This is a genomic window from Pseudomonas sp. GW821-FHT12A04 (genome assembly GCF_058807755.1).
The window spans coordinates 190,834-205,347 of record NZ_JBXAQZ010000006.1 but is presented as its reverse complement, the minus strand read 5'-3'; the positions used below and the strand labels follow the sequence as shown (position 1 = coordinate 205,347).

Genomic DNA, 14,514 nt, shown 5'->3' with positions numbered 1-14,514 from the left:
CCCAATGTCCGCGACCCTGAGCAAACCCCTGGCACCGACCTGGGTCAGCCGATTCAAGGAACAGAGCCTGGAGCGTGGCCGCCGCTACGCGCTGGAGAATCGTGTCAGGATCGTCGAAGCCGGCGACGCAACCATCGTCGCCGCGTGTGAAGGCTCGGGCGGTAACGTTTACCGCCAGACCATTCGCCTGCGCGAGTCAGCCAAGGGCACTCTGCTGATGGTCGACGCCACCTGCTCCTGCCCGGTCCACAGCAACTGCAAACATTGCGCGGCGGTGCTCCTGCAAGTGCAGGAAACCCTCGACTACCCCGCTGCCGCCAAAGATGCCGAACTCCTGGAAAAACTCCAGGCAGTCCTGGAAAACCGCAGCCCGAAAGCACCGCCGCAAGTGCTGGTGGACAATGTGCAGCCCGTTCCGCGCCTGTGGCTGGCCAGCATCGAGTTCAGCGCGTTCGAACCGCGCAACGGTCGAATGCAGCGTTACATCCAGCATCGCGCGGCGCTGTCTTTCAGTTACCTGGACGAGTACGTTTCCGGGCAGAAAAACACCGACATCCTGATTCGTCAGGAAACCCAGACGCTGCGGATCAAACGCCACCCGGAAGTGGAACAGTCCTACCGAGAGCAACTGCGAATCCTCGGTTTCAAAATCGCCACCCGGCAAAGCAAGGCCCTGCCGGAAAGTGCCGGCGAGCTGTTCGAGATGGTCAATGACAGCGCCTGGCTGACCTTTACCCTCAATGAACTGCCGAAGTTGCGCACCCAGGGCTGGGAATTGCAGATCGACGAGGACTTCGGTTTCGACCTGACGGCGGTAGACGACTGGTACGCCACGGTCGACCAGGCACCGGAGCGAGACTGGTTCGACCTGGAACTGGGGATCATCGTCAACGGCGAACGCCTGAGCCTGTTGCCGATTCTGCTCAACCTGATGCGCTCCCACACCGAAATCCTCAACCCGGAGCGCCTTGCCCGACGCCGCGACGACGAGCTGATCCTGGTCAATATCCCCAATCGCCCGAACTCCGGGCACGGCCCGTTGCAAGTCGCCCTGCCCTTCGGCCGCTTGAAACCGGTGCTGGCCACCCTCGGCGAGTTCTACCTGCAGGAGCCCGGCGACACCACGCTGCGCCTGAGCAAGGCCGATGCCACGCGCCTGAACCCACTGGAAGACATGCCACTGCTCTGGGAGGGTGGCGAACAGATCCGCACCTTTGCCCAGCGCCTGCGCGACATCAAGGACCACACGGCCGTCGCCCCGGACGGTCTGAATGCGACGCTGCGTCCGTATCAGCTTGAGGGCTTGAGCTGGATGCAATCGCTGCGGCAACTGGAAGTGGGTGGAATCCTTGCGGATGACATGGGCCTGGGCAAAACCCTGCAGACACTGGCGCACGTCCTGAGCGAGAAAAACGCCGGTCGTCTCGATCGGCCGTGCATGGTGGTGATGCCAACCAGCCTGATCCCCAACTGGCTCGACGAAGCGGCGCACTTTACGCCGCAGCTCAAGGTACTGGCGCTATACGGTGCCAGCCGCAAAAAGCACTTCGACAAGCTGGCCGACTACGATCTGATCCTGACCACCTATGCGCTGCTGCCCAAGGATGTCGAACGCCTGGCGGCGCAGCCCTTGCACATACTGGTGCTGGACGAAGCGCAATACATCAAGAACCCGACCAGCAAGGCCGCCCAGGCTGCCCGCGAGCTCAATGCCCGGCAGCGCCTGTGCCTGAGTGGCACGCCGCTGGAAAACCATCTCGGTGAACTCTGGTCGCTGTTTCACTTCCTGTTGCCCGGCTGGCTGGGCGACGTCAAAAGCTTCAACCGCGATTACCGCGTGCCGATTGAAAAACGCACCAGCGAGGTCAGGCTCCAGCACCTCAACGGCCGGATCAAACCTTTCCTGCTGCGCCGTACCAAGGAACAGGTTGCCACCGAGTTGCCGCCGAAAACCGAGATCATCCACTGGGTCGAACTCAATGAGGCCCAGCGCGATGTGTACGAAACCATGCGCCTGGCCATGGACAAGAAAGTCCGCGACGAGATCACCCGCAAAGGCGTGGCCCGCAGCCAGATCATCATTCTTGAAGCCCTGCTCAAGTTGCGACAGGTGTGCTGCGATTTGCGCCTGGTCAACGAGGCGACCCTGCCAAGCCGCGGCAGCACGTCAGGCAAGCTCGATAGCCTGATGGAAATGCTCGAGGAATTGTTCGAGGAAGGTCGGCGGATCCTGCTGTTCTCGCAGTTCACTTCAATGCTGTCACTGATCGAAGACGAACTGAACAAGCGCGGCGTGGCCTACGCTCTGTTGACCGGCCAGACCCGCGACCGCCGCACACCGGTGAAGGAATTCCAGAGCGGCAAGCGTCAGATTTTTCTGATCAGCCTGAAGGCCGGTGGCGTTGGCCTGAACCTGACCGAAGCGGACACGGTGATTCATTACGACCCGTGGTGGAACCCGGCGACGGAAAACCAGGCGACCGACCGTGCGTATCGCATCGGCCAGGAGAAGCCGGTGTTCGTCTACAAACTGATTGCGCGCGGCACGGTGGAAGAAAAGATTCAGCACCTGCAAAAGGAAAAATCCGACCTCGCGGCCGGCGTATTGGATGGGCGCAAGGCCGGGGACTGGAAACTGCAGAGCGATGATATCGAGGCGCTGTTTGCGCCGCTGCCGGAAAACCTCGAAAAACGTTGAGATCTGTGGCGTTTTTTAGTCCGTCATCGCGAGCAAGTCGGATCGCCGCACCGTCGCTCCCACAGATTCAGAGGTGTCCGCAAAAGACGCGGACACTGTGGGAGCGAGCTTGCTCGCGATGAAGTCAACTCGGTATCAAGCGGGACTCAGCCCTTGAGCACCCTCGCCAGCGTCGATTTCACCTTGCCCATGCCGTCATGCAATGCCTGCTCGATCTCGGCCATGGTGATCACCGCCGTCGACTTGCCCGCCGCCGGGTTCACCACCAGCGCCAGACAGGCGTAATCGAGTTCCAGCTCGCGGGCCAAGGCGGCTTCCGGCATACCGGTCATGCCGACGATGTCGCAGCCATCGCGCTCCAGCCGGGCGATTTCAGCCACTGTCTCCAGGCGCGGCCCTTGAGTGCAGGCATACACGCCATGACTGCTGTAGCCCACGCCCTCCGCCGCCAATGCCGCAATCAGTTGCTGACGCAACGGCTCGCTGTAGGGGTAGCTGAAGTCGATATGGGTGACGTGCTCCAGGTCATCGGCAAAGTAGGTGTGCTCACGACCGCTGGTGTAGTCGATCAACTGATGCGGCACGCAGAAATGCCCGGTGCCCATCGCGGCATGGATGCCGCCCACGGCGTTGACTGCCAGAATGGCTTCGGCACCAGCCTGCTTCAGCGCCCAGAGGTTGGCGCGGTAGTTGACCTGATGCGGTGGAAAACGATGGGGATGACCGTGACGCGCAAGGAACAGTACTTCCTTGCCGGCATACTCGCCGATCTGAACGTCGGCCGAAGGTGCGCCATAAGGCGTGTCCACTGCCAGTGACTGGCGAATGCTCAGGCCTTCGAGTTGAGTCAGGCCAGTGCCACCGATAATCGCGTAAACCGTCATAACGAACAGTCCTTAATCAATCAATTGAGCTTCTTTGAGCGCGCCGACAGCGGCCAGCCAGCGCGGATCCTGACGGTATTCGGTGCTGGCAAACGACTGGCCGCGCATCCGCGCAATGCGCTCGGAAGGCTTGACCTTCAGGCGCTGGGCAGCGCTCAGGGCCAGTTCGGCGGCCGCACGGTCGTTGCACACCAGACCCATGTCGCAACCGGCAGTCAGCGCCGCTTCGATACGGCTGGCGGCATCGCCGACCACGTGAGCGCCTGCCATGGACAGGTCGTCACTGAAGATCACGCCATCGAACTGCAATTCGCCACGCAGGATGTCCTGCAACCAGCGGCGGGAGAAGCCGGCGGGCTGGGAATCGACTTGTGGATAAATGACGTGGGCCGGCATGACCGCGGCCAGTTGCTTGCTCAGCTTGGCAAACGGCACCAGGTCATTGGCGCGGATCTCGTCGAGGCTGCGTTCGTCGTTGGGAATCGCGACGTGAGAATCCGCTTCAGCCCAGCCGTGGCCGGGGAAGTGCTTGCCGGTGGCGGCCATCCCGGCGCTGTTCATCCCGCGGATGAATGCACCCGCGAGCAAGGCAGCGCGCTCGGGATCACTTTCGAACGAGCGAGTGCCAACAACGGCGCTGCGCTGGTAATCCAGGTCCAGCACCGGGGCAAAGCTCAGGTCCAGGCCGACAGCCAACACTTCGGTGGCCATGATCCAGCCGCACTGCTCGGCCAGGTATTCGGCGTTCGGGTTGTCGGCAATGGCGCGCATGGCGGGCAATCGCACGAATCCCTGGCGCAGGCGCTGCACGCGACCGCCCTCTTGATCCACCGCCAACAGCAGATCGGGACGAATGGCGCGAATGGCCGCACTCAGCTCGCGCACTTGACGCGGATGCTCGATGTTGCGGGCAAAGATGATCAGGCCACCCACTTCGGGCTGGCGCAACAATTGGCGATCTTCAGCCGTCAGCCAGGTACCGGCGACGTCCACCATCAACGAGCCTTGCAAGCCAGCAGTCATAGAAATTCCTTGATAACAGAAAACCCGGCCCACACGAATTCGCCGCCAGACGCTGTGCCCGGCAGGTCGGCGATTTCAATGGGAAACGGGTTCAGAACGAGAGTCGGCATGGGCGGCTAGCTTAGCGGATGTCAGCTGCCGCGCCCACCCGTGTGCGGTTAAACCTTGGCGGCAACCGGTGTCGATTTGCTACGCGGACGCAACTGGGCCGTGGCCATGGCCGTGTCGGTAACGCCGGATTCGGCGCGCATGCCGGCAGCCAGGAACGGCACCATCAGGCGCATGACCTGCTCGATCGAGGTGTTCACGCCGAAATCGGTTTCGGCAATCGCGCGCAAGGCCTTGATACCGGACATGCTGAACGCCGCCGCACCCAGCATGAAGTGCACGCGCCAGAACAGTTCGATAGGTGGAATACGTGGCGCCGCTTCGTTGACCAGCATCATGTAGCGGCGAAATACCTTGCCGTACATGTCTTCCAGATAACGACGCAAGTGCCCCTGGCTCTGACTGAACGCCAGTCCCAGCAAACGCATGAAGATAGACAGGTCGTTGCCACTGCGCGGCTGCACCACCAGTGCCTGCTCGACGAGGATTTCCAGCAACTCTTCGAGTGTCGGCTTGTTTTCAGGCTTGGCCTGACGCCGCTCCAGCTCTTTATCGAGGCTGATGCAGAATGGCCCGAGGAACCGCGAGAAAACCGCTTGAATCAACGCCTTCTTCGAACCGAAGTGATAGTTCACCGCTGCCAGGTTGACACCCGCCTTGCTGGTGATCAGACGCAACGAGGTTTCGGCGAAACCTTTTTCCGCGAACAACTGCTCGGCGGCATCAAGAATGCGTTCAACGGTTTCCGACTGGGCCATGGCTACTCCGCCTGACAAACACTTGTTTGAAACATACGTTTCAGCCTGTGCATTGTCAAGTCTGGCAGTTCGTTTCGGGAATGGTCGGTCAGACATTTAACCACACAACGGCAAAGCTTCAATCCATCGGCTGTTTGACCGTCCGGCGGCGACTGAAAAATGGAGCATTGCCAAGACCGACTTACTGTATATAATCCCAGTCACTGTATAAAAAAACAGAGCGATCGATATGCTAAAGCTGACGCCACGACAAGCAGAGATTCTGGCCTTCATCAAGCGTTGCCTGGAAGACAACGGGTATCCACCCACCCGCGCGGAAATCGCTCAGGAACTGGGTTTCAAGTCACCCAATGCGGCGGAAGAACACCTCAAGGCACTGGCCCGCAAGGGTGCAATCGAGATGACGCCTGGCGCCTCCCGTGGCATCCGCATTCCCGGCTTCGAAGCCAAGGCCGACGATTCCACCCTGCCGATCATTGGCCGGGTAGCAGCCGGCGCCCCGATTCTTGCGCAGCAACACATCGAAGAGTCCTGCAACATCAATCCCGCCTTCTTCCATCCGCGCGCCGACTACCTGCTGCGCGTCCACGGGATGAGCATGAAGGATATCGGCATTTTCGACGGCGACCTGCTGGCGGTCCACACCACCCGCGAAGCCCGTAACGGCCAAATCGTCGTTGCGCGGATCGGCGACGAAGTGACCGTCAAGCGCTTCAAGCGTGACGGCAGCAAAGTCTGGCTGATCGCCGAGAACCCCGAGTTCGCCCCTATTGAAGTGAACCTTCAAGACCAGGAACTGGTGATCGAAGGCTTGAGTGTCGGCGTCATTCGCCGCTAAAGGAGACACCATGCAGTTCCCACAGACATCACCACAGCAAACCCAACTGCCGTTGTTCGAAGCGTTCATGGCACAGCCATTGGCGCCGATCCTGAAAGACGTAGTCGAGTCCCCCTGGAGCGCCGAACCTGACGCTTTCAGCGAGCTGTCACTGCGTGGTGCAGCCGGGAACTGCCTGAGCCTTCTGGCACCGATCCTCAGAGAACTGAGCCAGGACCAGGACGCACGCTGGCTGACACTGATCGCGCCACCCGCCAGCCTGACTCAAGCCTGGCTGCGAGATGCCGGCCTTAACCGCGAGCGCATTCTGCTGCTGCAACCGCGGGGCACCCAGAGCGCCCAGCAACTGACTTGCGAAGCCCTGCGCCTGGGTCGTAGCCACACGGTGGTCAGCTGGATCAACCCGCTGAGCCCCCAATCGCGACAACAACTGATCAGCGCCGCCCGTACCGGGGACGCTCAGAGCCTGAATATTCGACTGGGTTAACCGGCGGACAAACGCGTGATTCACCGCGCAAGGCTTCTCCAGGGACAGAGAAGCCGATGAGTAACGACATCAGGAAAAGCGACAGGCGGCGGTCAATGAAGAACCCGCGACCCCTCTTCCTTGTCGAATTCGCCTTCAACCAGGCGACCGGCCATCTGAACACCGACGCTCAACATCGCCTTGGCGACTTCCACGTGCTGCCCTTGCAGGAATGCCTTGGCGTCCTCGGAGAAATCCAAAGTAACCAGAGAACCCTCGTCCTCGGCCCTGCGCAGCTCGATACGGCCGTCTGGTAACTCGACAATTTCTAGAAAGGACGTTGGCATAAAGGACTGTTCTCCACGAAAGGCGGGGATTATATAGGCATCGGCCAGGCTTCGCTCGGGATCTTGACCAGATGCCATCCCAAAACTGTTTCTGTCAGCACTCGTTCAGGCCTTCGCGAAAGCGGATCGCCAATCCTTTCAGATTCTGACGCCAGCTCTCCAGCTCCTCCCGACTCAGCTCTTGCGGCGCCTCCTCTTCATCCAGATTGACAGCCTGAATCAGTGGCTGGGTCACGTCGCCTTTTGGCTTGTGGGGCGCGCGCGGCGGCTGAAACAACGCAGCATGGGCAGCCAACAACTTGGCCAGCCAGGTTTCCGGGTTATTGGCCAGCTCGACCAGCTCAGCCATTTCCGGAATGGCGATGGTGTCCAGCACCTCGCGAGTCAGCAACAACTCTGCACGGGGCGCATTGGCCTGAGGCAAGCGATAGAAACCGGCGATCTCGTGACACAGACCCAGCAGCGCGCCGTACAGATGAAACAGCGCGGATTCGCGCCCAGCCTGGATCAGCGCCAGCGAATTCATCGCCCGCCCCTCTTCAGTGCGGGCCAGCGCTTCGAGCGACAAGCCGGCGAAATAAATCTTCTGATTGGTGCGGGTGTACAGTTCGTGGGCCATGACGGCAGCCTCCACAACGAAATAATTGCTTCACGCAGGTCTGACAGTGTCGTGGATCAGCCGATCCGACCGCAAGCCCAAAACAAAAAAGCCGCATGAAAACCCGAGGGTTCTCATGCGGCCTTGCGCACTGACTGTAGGAGCGAGCTTGCTCGCGATGGACCTGAGAGCAACGCGGGCATTCTGAAGGCCCGCGTCATCGTTGACGACCATCGCGAGCAAGCTCGCTCCTACAGGGGGCGCGGCTTTAAGCCTTGGCTGCCGGACGCTTGTCTTCAACCGTCCACTTGCCACCGTCGTAGTAAGCCTTCCAACCGGTTGGCTTACCGTCAACCTCGGTCTGCACGTACTGTTCCTTGGTCTTGCGACTGTAACGAATCACAGTCGGGAGGCCATCCGGATCTTTCTTCGGCGCTTCGCAGAGGAAGTGATACTTCGGATCGATCTCATCCTTGTGCGGGATGATTTCCATCACCAATGGAGCACGAGTCTCGCGGTTTTTCGGGAACTGGCTGGCCGCCAGGAACAGACCGGATGCACCGTCGCGCAGAATGTAGGTGTCGTTGACCTTTTCGCACTTCAGCTCAGGCATCTTCACCGGATCCATCTTCGGCGGCGCCGCATCACCACTCTTCAGCAGTTTGCGGGTGTTCTTGCAGGTGGCATTGGTGCAACCGAAGAACTTGCCGAAACGGCCGGTCTTGAGCTGCATCTCGCTACCGCACTTGTCGCACTCCAGGCTCGGACCTTCATAGCCCTTGATGCGATAGGTGCCCTCTTCGATTTCGTAGCCATCGCAATCCGGGTTGTTACCGCAGATGTGCAGCTTGCGCTTCTCATCGAGCAGATAGGCGTCCATCGCCGTACTGCAGATCGGGCAGCGATGCTTGCCACGCAACACCAGCGACTCCGACTCGCCCTCGTCGTCCGCAGCGATTTCATCGCCCGGCACCAGGTTGACGGTGGCCTTGCAGCGCTCTTTCGGCGGCAGGCTGTAGCCCGAGCAACCGAGGAACACGCCGGTCGACGCGGTACGGATCTGCATCGGGCGACCGCAGGTGGTGCACGGAATGTCAGTCATGACAGGCTGATTGGCCCGCATGCCGTGTTCCGGGCTTTCGGCTACTTCGAGTTTCTTCTTGAAGTCGCCGTAGAACTCGTCGAGCACGTTTTTCCAGTCGCGTTCGCCTTGGGCCACGTCATCGAGATGCTCTTCCATGCCGGCGGTGAAGCCGTAGTCCATCAGGTTGGAGAAGCTTTCGGCCAGACGCTCGGTGACGATGTCGCCCATCTTTTCCGAATAGAAACGACGGTTGTGCAGCGCCACGTAGCCGCGGTCCTGAATGGTCGAAATGATCGCCGCGTAGGTCGAAGGACGACCGATGCCGCGTTTTTCCATTTCTTTTACCAGGCTGGCTTCCGAGTAACGCGCCGGCGGCTTGGTGAAGTGCTGGGTCGGATCAAGCTTGATCAGCTTCATCGCGTCGCCCTGGGCCATGTCCGGCAGCACGTCGTCATCGCCCGGCTTGGCGATTTGCGGCATGACGCGGGTGTAACCGTCGAACTTCAGGATGCGGCCCTTGGCGCGCAGCTCGAAGTCGCCGGCACCGACAGTGACCGTGGTCGACAGGTATTGCGCCGGCAGCATCTGGCAAGCGAGGAACTGGCGCCAGATGAGCTCGTAGAGGCGCTCAGCGTCACGCTCCATGCCCGACAGCTTGCTTGGCTCGGTATTGGCGTCGGACGGACGAATCGCTTCGTGAGCCTCTTGTGCGCCTTCCTTGCTGCTGTAGACGTTCGGGGTTTCCGGCAGGTATTTCTTGCCGAATTCGCCTTCAATATAGGTACGCGCCATCGCCACGGCATCAACCGAAAGGTTGGTGGAGTCGGTACGCATATAAGTGATGTAGCCAGCTTCGTAAAGACGCTGGGCCATCATCATGGTCTTCTTCACACCGAAGCCCAGGCGATTGCTTGCGGCTTGCTGCAAGGTGGAAGTGATGAAGGGTGCCGACGGCTTGCTGCTGGTCGGCTTGTCTTCGCGCTTGACGATGCTGTAGCTGGAAGCCTTGAGCTTCTCCAGCGCGGCCATGGCCTGGGTTTCATTGAGCGGCTTGAAGGCTTCGCCTTTCTCGCGGGCCACGTCGAAGCGCACGGTCGCGCCTTTTGCGGTGCCGAGGTCGGCGTGAACTTCCCAGTACTCTTCCGGGATGAACGCGCGGATTTCGCGTTCGCGCTCGACCACCAGCTTCACGGCAACCGACTGCACGCGACCGGCGGACAGACCGCGAGCGATCTTGGCCCACAGCAGCGGCGAAACCATGTAACCCACCACGCGGTCGAGGAAACGACGCGCCTGCTGGGCGTTGACGCGGTCGATATCCAGCTCGCCTGGTTTCGAGAAGGCTTCCTGAATCGCCTTCTTGGTGATTTCGTTGAACACCACGCGCTTGTAGCGGGTGTCGTCACCACCGATGGCTTCGCGCAGGTGCCAGGCAATGGCTTCCCCCTCGCGGTCCAAGTCGGTTGCGAGATAGATGGTGTCAGCATCCTTGGCGAGCCGGCGCAGCTCTTCGATGACTTTTTCCTTGCCCGGGAGGATCTCGTACTTGGCTTTCCAGCCATGATCCGGATCGACACCCATGCGCGCGACCAGCTGCTTGCGCGCTTTTTCTTTCGGCGACAGTGCCGGCGCTTCACCCGCAGCAGCCTTGCCGCGCTTGGCGGCTGGCTCTTTGCTGGCGCTAGCCGAACCGCTGGTGGGCAGGTCTCGGATATGGCCGATACTCGACTTCACCACGTATTCGTTGCCCAAATACTTGTTGATGGTCTTGGCCTTAGCCGGGGATTCCACAATGACCAGCGATTTGCCCATGGATCAGAAAATTCCTGAATTCGAGAAGTGAAAGGCGGTTGGCGCCTGACGCGGCACCGCTATATATAGTGGCTACAAGATGAGGTCAAGCGCAGGGCTCTGCGCGTACTCCCCTTATGGCTTCGGAAAAACGCTCGGTTCGGCCTGCACCAAAGCAAAGCGTGGCACCTGTTCGCCGTCAACCTCGACGGACTCCAGGAACATGCTCAAGGGACGCACCCAAAAGCCGTAATCGCCATACAGGGCTTGGTAGAAGACCACTTCTTCTTCGGTTTCCGAATGCCGCGCAACACTGAATACGCGGTACTGCGGACCTTTGTAATGTTGGTAGAGCCCAGGTTGTATCGGCATGCTTTGGCCCTCACTCAAATTTTTTCAAAATAAAAACAAAAATAAATCCGGAAAAACAAAAACCGGGGCACTTGGCCCCGGCTTCCATCAACGAGACGCTTAAACGCGTTCGAAGACGGTGGAGATGCCTTGGCCGAGACCAATGCACATGGTGGCTACCCCAAAGGTACCGCCATTCTGCTTCATCACATTGAGCAAAGTGCCGGAGATACGCGCACCGGAGCAACCGAATGGGTGGCCCAGGGCGATCGCGCCGCCGTGCAGGTTAACCTTCTCGTTCATCTTGTCGAGTACTTTCAGATCTTTCAGCACTGGCAGGGCCTGTGCGGCGAAAGCTTCGTTGAGCTCGAAGAAGTCGATGTCGGAAATGCCCAGACCCGCGCGCTTCAGTGCTTTTTGTGTGGCCGGTACTGGACCATAGCCCATGATTGCCGGATCCACACCTGCCACTGCCATCGAACGAATCACCGCCAGAGGCTGGATACCCAGATCCTGTGCACGCTGCGCCGACATCACGATCATGCACGAGGCACCATCGGTGATCTGCGACGAGGTACCGGCTGTCACGGTGCCGCCCTTCGGATTGAACGCCGGCTTCAGAGCCGCCAGGCTTTCCAGGGTGGTTTCCGGACGAATGGTTTCGTCGTAGTCGAAGGTTTTCAGGAAACCGTTCTCGTCGTAGCCCTGCATCGGGATGATTTCGTCTTTGAACTTGCCTTCCACGGTCGCCTTGTGGGCGAGTTGGTGGGAACGCACGCCGAAAGCGTCCTGCTGCTCGCGAGTGATGCCGTGCATCTTGCCCAGCATTTCCGCGGTCAGGCCCATCATGCCCGAGGCTTTCGCCGCGTACAGCGACATGTGCGGGTTCGGATCGACACCGTGCATCATGCTCACGTGACCCATATGCTCGACGCCACCAACCACGAAAACGTCACCGTTGCCGGTCATGATCGCTTGCGCGGCAGTGTGCAGAGCGCTCATCGACGAGCCACACAGGCGGCTGACGGTCTGGCCGGCCGAAGTGTGCGGGATCTGGGTCATCAGCGACGCCATGCGCGCGATGTTCCAGCCCTGCTCCAGGGTCTGGTTCACACAGCCCCAGATCACGTCTTCGACTTCGTTCGGGTCGACCTTGACGTTACGTTCCAGCAGTTTGCTGATCAGGTGCGCCGACATGTCTTCGGCACGGGTGTTGCGGTGCATGCCGCCCTTGGAGCGGCCCATCGGAGTACGACCGAAGTCGACAATCACGACGTCTCTAGGATTCAAGCTCATAAGTTCACTCTCACTCTAGTTGGGGGCGCTTAACCGAAGAAGCTCTGGCCGTTCTTGGCCATTTCGCGCAGCTTCGCGGTCGGGTGGTACAGCGCGCCCAAATCAGCGTACTGGTCAGCCAGGGCAACGAACTCTGCCACACCGATCGAATCGATGTAACGCAGCGCACCGCCACGGAATGGAGGGAAACCAATACCGTAGACCAGACCCATGTCGGCTTCGGCAGCGGTTTCGACGATGCCGTCTTCCAGGCAACGCACGGTTTCCAGGCACAGCGGGATCATCATCCAGTTGATGATGTCTTCGTCGGTGACTTCGCGCTGCTCGTAAACGATCGGCTTGAGCACTTCCAGCACCGAAGGATCGGCCACTTTCTTCTGCTTGCCCTTCTTGTCGGTCTCGTAGGCGTAGAAGCCCTTGCCGTTCTTCTGGCCCAGGCGCTTGGCTTCGTAGAGCACGTCGACGGCCGAGCGACGGTCGTCTTTCATGCGGTCCGGGAAACCTTCAGCCATTACGTCACGACCATGGTGACCGGTGTCGATGCCGACCACGTCCATCAGGTAGGCCGGGCCCATAGGCCAGCCGAATTTTTCCATGATCTTGTCGATACGGACGAAGTCCACACCGGCGCTGACCAGCTTGGCGAAACCGCCGAAGTACGGGAACAGGACGCGGTTGACCAGGAAGCCCGGGCAGTCATTGACCACGATCGGGTTCTTGCCCATTTTCTTGGCGTAGGCAACGGTGGTGGCAACAGCCAGCTCGCTGGACTTCTCGCCACGGATCACTTCCACCAGCGGCATCATGTGCACCGGGTTGAAGAAGTGCATGCCGACGAAGTTTTCCGGACGCTTGAGGGCCTTGGCCAGCAAGGTGATGGAAATGGTCGAGGTGTTGGACGCCAGGATGGTGTCCTCCTTGACCTTGTCTTCAACTTCGGCCAGTACCGCTTGCTTGACCTTCGGGTTCTCGACGACCGCTTCGACCACCAGATCCACGTGACCGAAGTCGCCGTAAGACAGGGTTGGACGGATGCCGTTGAGCACTTCAGCCATTTTCGCGGCGGTCATGCGACCTTTATCAACGCGGCCGACCAGCAGTTTGGCGGCTTCGGCCAGACCCTGCTCGATACCGTGCTCGTTGATGTCCTTCATCAGGATCGGCGTGCCTTTGGAGGCCGACTGATAGGCGATACCGCCACCCATGATGCCGGCGCCCAGTACGGCGGCCTGCTTCACATCCTTGGCGATTTCGTCGTAGGCCTTGGCCTTTTTCTTCAGTTCCTGATCGTTCAGGAACAAGCCGATCAGGCTCTGCGCAGCAGAGGTCTTGGCCAGTTTGACGAAACCTGCAGCTTCAATTTCCAGCGCCTTGTCGCGACCGAAGTTCGCGGCTTTCTGGATGGTCTTGATCGCTTCAACCGGCGCCGGGTAATTCGGACCAGCCTGGCCGGCCACGAAACCCTTGGCGGTTTCGAAAGCCATCATTTGTTCGATGGCGTTCAGCTTCAGCTTTTCCAGCTTCGGCTGGCGCTTGGCCTTGTAGTCGAACTCGCCGGAGATGGCGCGCTTGATCAGTTCCAGCGCGGCATCCTGCAGTTGCTCAGGAGCAACCACGGCGTCGACGGCGCCGACTTTCAGCGCGTCTTCAGGACGGTTTTCCTTGCCGGCGGCGATCCATTCGATGGCGTTGTCGGCACCGATCAGGCGCGGCAGGCGCACAGTACCGCCGAAGCCCGGGTAGATGCCCAGCTTGACTTCCGGCAGACCGATCTTGGCCTTGGTGGACATGACGCGGTAGTCCGCCGCCAGGCACATTTCCAGACCGCCACCCAACGCGATGCCATTGATCGCGGCGACGGTCGGGACGTTGAGGTCTTCGAAATCGCTGAAAATCTTGTTGGCTTCGAGGTTGCCAGCAACAAGTTCTGCATCCGGCAGCTTGAAGTTGTCGACAAATTCGGTGATGTCGGCGCCGACGATGAACACGTCCTTGCCACTGCTGACGATCACGCCCTTGATCGAAGCATCTGCCTTGATGGTGTCTACGGCCTGACGCAGTTCGTTCAGGGTTAGACGGTTGAACTTGTTGACGGACTCACCCTTGAGGTCGAACTTCAGTTCGACGATGCCACTTTCAAGAGCCTTAACCGTGATGGCTTTACCTTCGTAAATCATCAACTGATCTCCACGATATGGAAGCTGAACAGTACACGTCGGACGCAGGCGAACGGCTTGGCAGGGACGTTGATCGTCAATGCTACGCCCATTCC

Annotated in this window: 12 protein-coding genes; 3 read left to right on the top strand and 9 right to left on the bottom strand. The window is 59.9% G+C overall.

All coding sequences use genetic code 11. The features are described from left to right. The first annotated feature begins 4 nt into the window (after positions 1–4). Positions 5–2,698 (top strand): SNF2-related protein, encoded by a 2,694-nt coding sequence (locus AC1RS8_RS11900; protein WP_489340094.1) that lies wholly within the window; start codon positions 5–7, stop codon positions 2,696–2,698. A 146-nt stretch (positions 2,699–2,844) separates the two neighbouring features. Here AC1RS8_RS11900 and AC1RS8_RS11895 read toward each other — a convergent pair whose 3' ends face one another. The 3 genes from AC1RS8_RS11895 to AC1RS8_RS11885 form a co-directional block, all read right to left on the bottom strand. Beyond that, positions 2,845–3,582, bottom strand: a complete 738-nt coding sequence (locus tag AC1RS8_RS11895) for an S-methyl-5'-thioinosine phosphorylase (RefSeq protein ID WP_007974037.1) — start codon at positions 3,580–3,582, stop codon at positions 2,845–2,847. Positions 3,583–3,594: 12 nt separating this feature from the next. Then, positions 3,595–4,605, bottom strand: coding sequence for a beta-N-acetylhexosaminidase (gene nagZ, locus AC1RS8_RS11890; protein ID WP_489340093.1), 1,011 nt, complete (start codon positions 4,603–4,605; stop codon positions 3,595–3,597). A 158-nt stretch (positions 4,606–4,763) separates the two neighbouring features. Continuing rightward, positions 4,764–5,471: a TetR/AcrR family transcriptional regulator gene (locus tag AC1RS8_RS11885; protein ID WP_056857021.1), complete on the bottom strand. Its 708-nt coding sequence runs from the start codon at positions 5,469–5,471 to the stop codon at positions 4,764–4,766. 229 nt (positions 5,472–5,700) lie between these two features. On the opposite strand from AC1RS8_RS11885, the gene lexA reads away from it, so the two are divergent. Further along, positions 5,701–6,309: a transcriptional repressor LexA gene (gene lexA, locus AC1RS8_RS11880; protein WP_007995278.1), complete on the top strand. Its 609-nt coding sequence runs from the start codon at positions 5,701–5,703 to the stop codon at positions 6,307–6,309. Positions 6,310–6,319: 10 nt separating this feature from the next. Beyond that, positions 6,320–6,796, top strand: a complete 477-nt coding sequence (gene sulA / locus AC1RS8_RS11875) for an SOS-induced cell division inhibitor SulA (RefSeq protein ID WP_008052977.1) — start codon at positions 6,320–6,322, stop codon at positions 6,794–6,796. A gap of 92 nt (positions 6,797–6,888) precedes the next feature. On the opposite strand, the gene AC1RS8_RS11870 is transcribed toward sulA, so the two are convergent. The 6 genes from AC1RS8_RS11870 to fadB all read right to left on the bottom strand — a co-directional run bounded on the left by AC1RS8_RS11870 (position 6,889) and on the right by fadB (position 14,419). After that, entirely contained in the window at positions 6,889–7,122 is a 234-nt protein-coding gene (locus AC1RS8_RS11870) for a hypothetical protein (RefSeq protein WP_046041430.1), read from the bottom strand. Between the two features lie 94 nt (positions 7,123–7,216). Beyond that, positions 7,217–7,741: a DUF6586 family protein gene (locus AC1RS8_RS11865; protein ID WP_057715652.1), complete on the bottom strand. Its 525-nt coding sequence runs from the start codon at positions 7,739–7,741 to the stop codon at positions 7,217–7,219. Between the two features lie 247 nt (positions 7,742–7,988). Continuing rightward, on the bottom strand, positions 7,989–10,616 hold the full coding sequence (gene topA / locus AC1RS8_RS11860; RefSeq protein ID WP_489340092.1) for a type I DNA topoisomerase: 2,628 nt from the start codon (positions 10,614–10,616) through the stop codon (positions 7,989–7,991). A 114-nt stretch (positions 10,617–10,730) separates the two neighbouring features. Beyond that, on the bottom strand, positions 10,731–10,967 hold the full coding sequence (locus AC1RS8_RS11855) for a DUF1653 domain-containing protein (RefSeq protein ID WP_046819512.1): 237 nt from the start codon (positions 10,965–10,967) through the stop codon (positions 10,731–10,733). Between the two features lie 99 nt (positions 10,968–11,066). Next, the gene (gene fadA / locus AC1RS8_RS11850) at positions 11,067–12,242 is read right to left on the bottom strand and encodes an acetyl-CoA C-acyltransferase FadA (protein WP_008023006.1); all 1,176 of its coding nucleotides are present in this window, start codon (positions 12,240–12,242) and stop codon (positions 11,067–11,069) included. Between the two features lie 29 nt (positions 12,243–12,271). Continuing rightward, entirely contained in the window at positions 12,272–14,419 is a 2,148-nt protein-coding gene (fadB, locus tag AC1RS8_RS11845; protein WP_057715656.1) for a fatty acid oxidation complex subunit alpha FadB, read from the bottom strand. Positions 14,420–14,514 lie beyond the last annotated feature (95 nt).

Coding starts and splice junctions, on each gene's coding strand:
- AC1RS8_RS11900 (WP_489340094.1), top strand. CDS start 5: ATGTCCGCGACCCTGAGCAAACCCCTGGCACCGACCTGGGTCAGCCGA.
- AC1RS8_RS11895 (WP_007974037.1), bottom strand. CDS start 3,582: ATGACGGTTTACGCGATTATCGGTGGCACTGGCCTGACTCAACTCGAA.
- nagZ (WP_489340093.1), bottom strand. CDS start 4,605: ATGACTGCTGGCTTGCAAGGCTCGTTGATGGTGGACGTCGCCGGTACC.
- AC1RS8_RS11885 (WP_056857021.1), bottom strand. CDS start 5,471: ATGGCCCAGTCGGAAACCGTTGAACGCATTCTTGATGCCGCCGAGCAG.
- lexA (WP_007995278.1), top strand. CDS start 5,701: ATGCTAAAGCTGACGCCACGACAAGCAGAGATTCTGGCCTTCATCAAG.
- sulA (WP_008052977.1), top strand. CDS start 6,320: ATGCAGTTCCCACAGACATCACCACAGCAAACCCAACTGCCGTTGTTC.
- AC1RS8_RS11870 (WP_046041430.1), bottom strand. CDS start 7,122: ATGCCAACGTCCTTTCTAGAAATTGTCGAGTTACCAGACGGCCGTATC.
- AC1RS8_RS11865 (WP_057715652.1), bottom strand. CDS start 7,741: ATGGCCCACGAACTGTACACCCGCACCAATCAGAAGATTTATTTCGCC.
- topA (WP_489340092.1), bottom strand. CDS start 10,616: ATGGGCAAATCGCTGGTCATTGTGGAATCCCCGGCTAAGGCCAAGACC.
- AC1RS8_RS11855 (WP_046819512.1), bottom strand. CDS start 10,967: ATGCCGATACAACCTGGGCTCTACCAACATTACAAAGGTCCGCAGTAC.
- fadA (WP_008023006.1), bottom strand. CDS start 12,242: ATGAGCTTGAATCCTAGAGACGTCGTGATTGTCGACTTCGGTCGTACT.
- fadB (WP_057715656.1), bottom strand. CDS start 14,419: ATGATTTACGAAGGTAAAGCCATCACGGTTAAGGCTCTTGAAAGTGGC.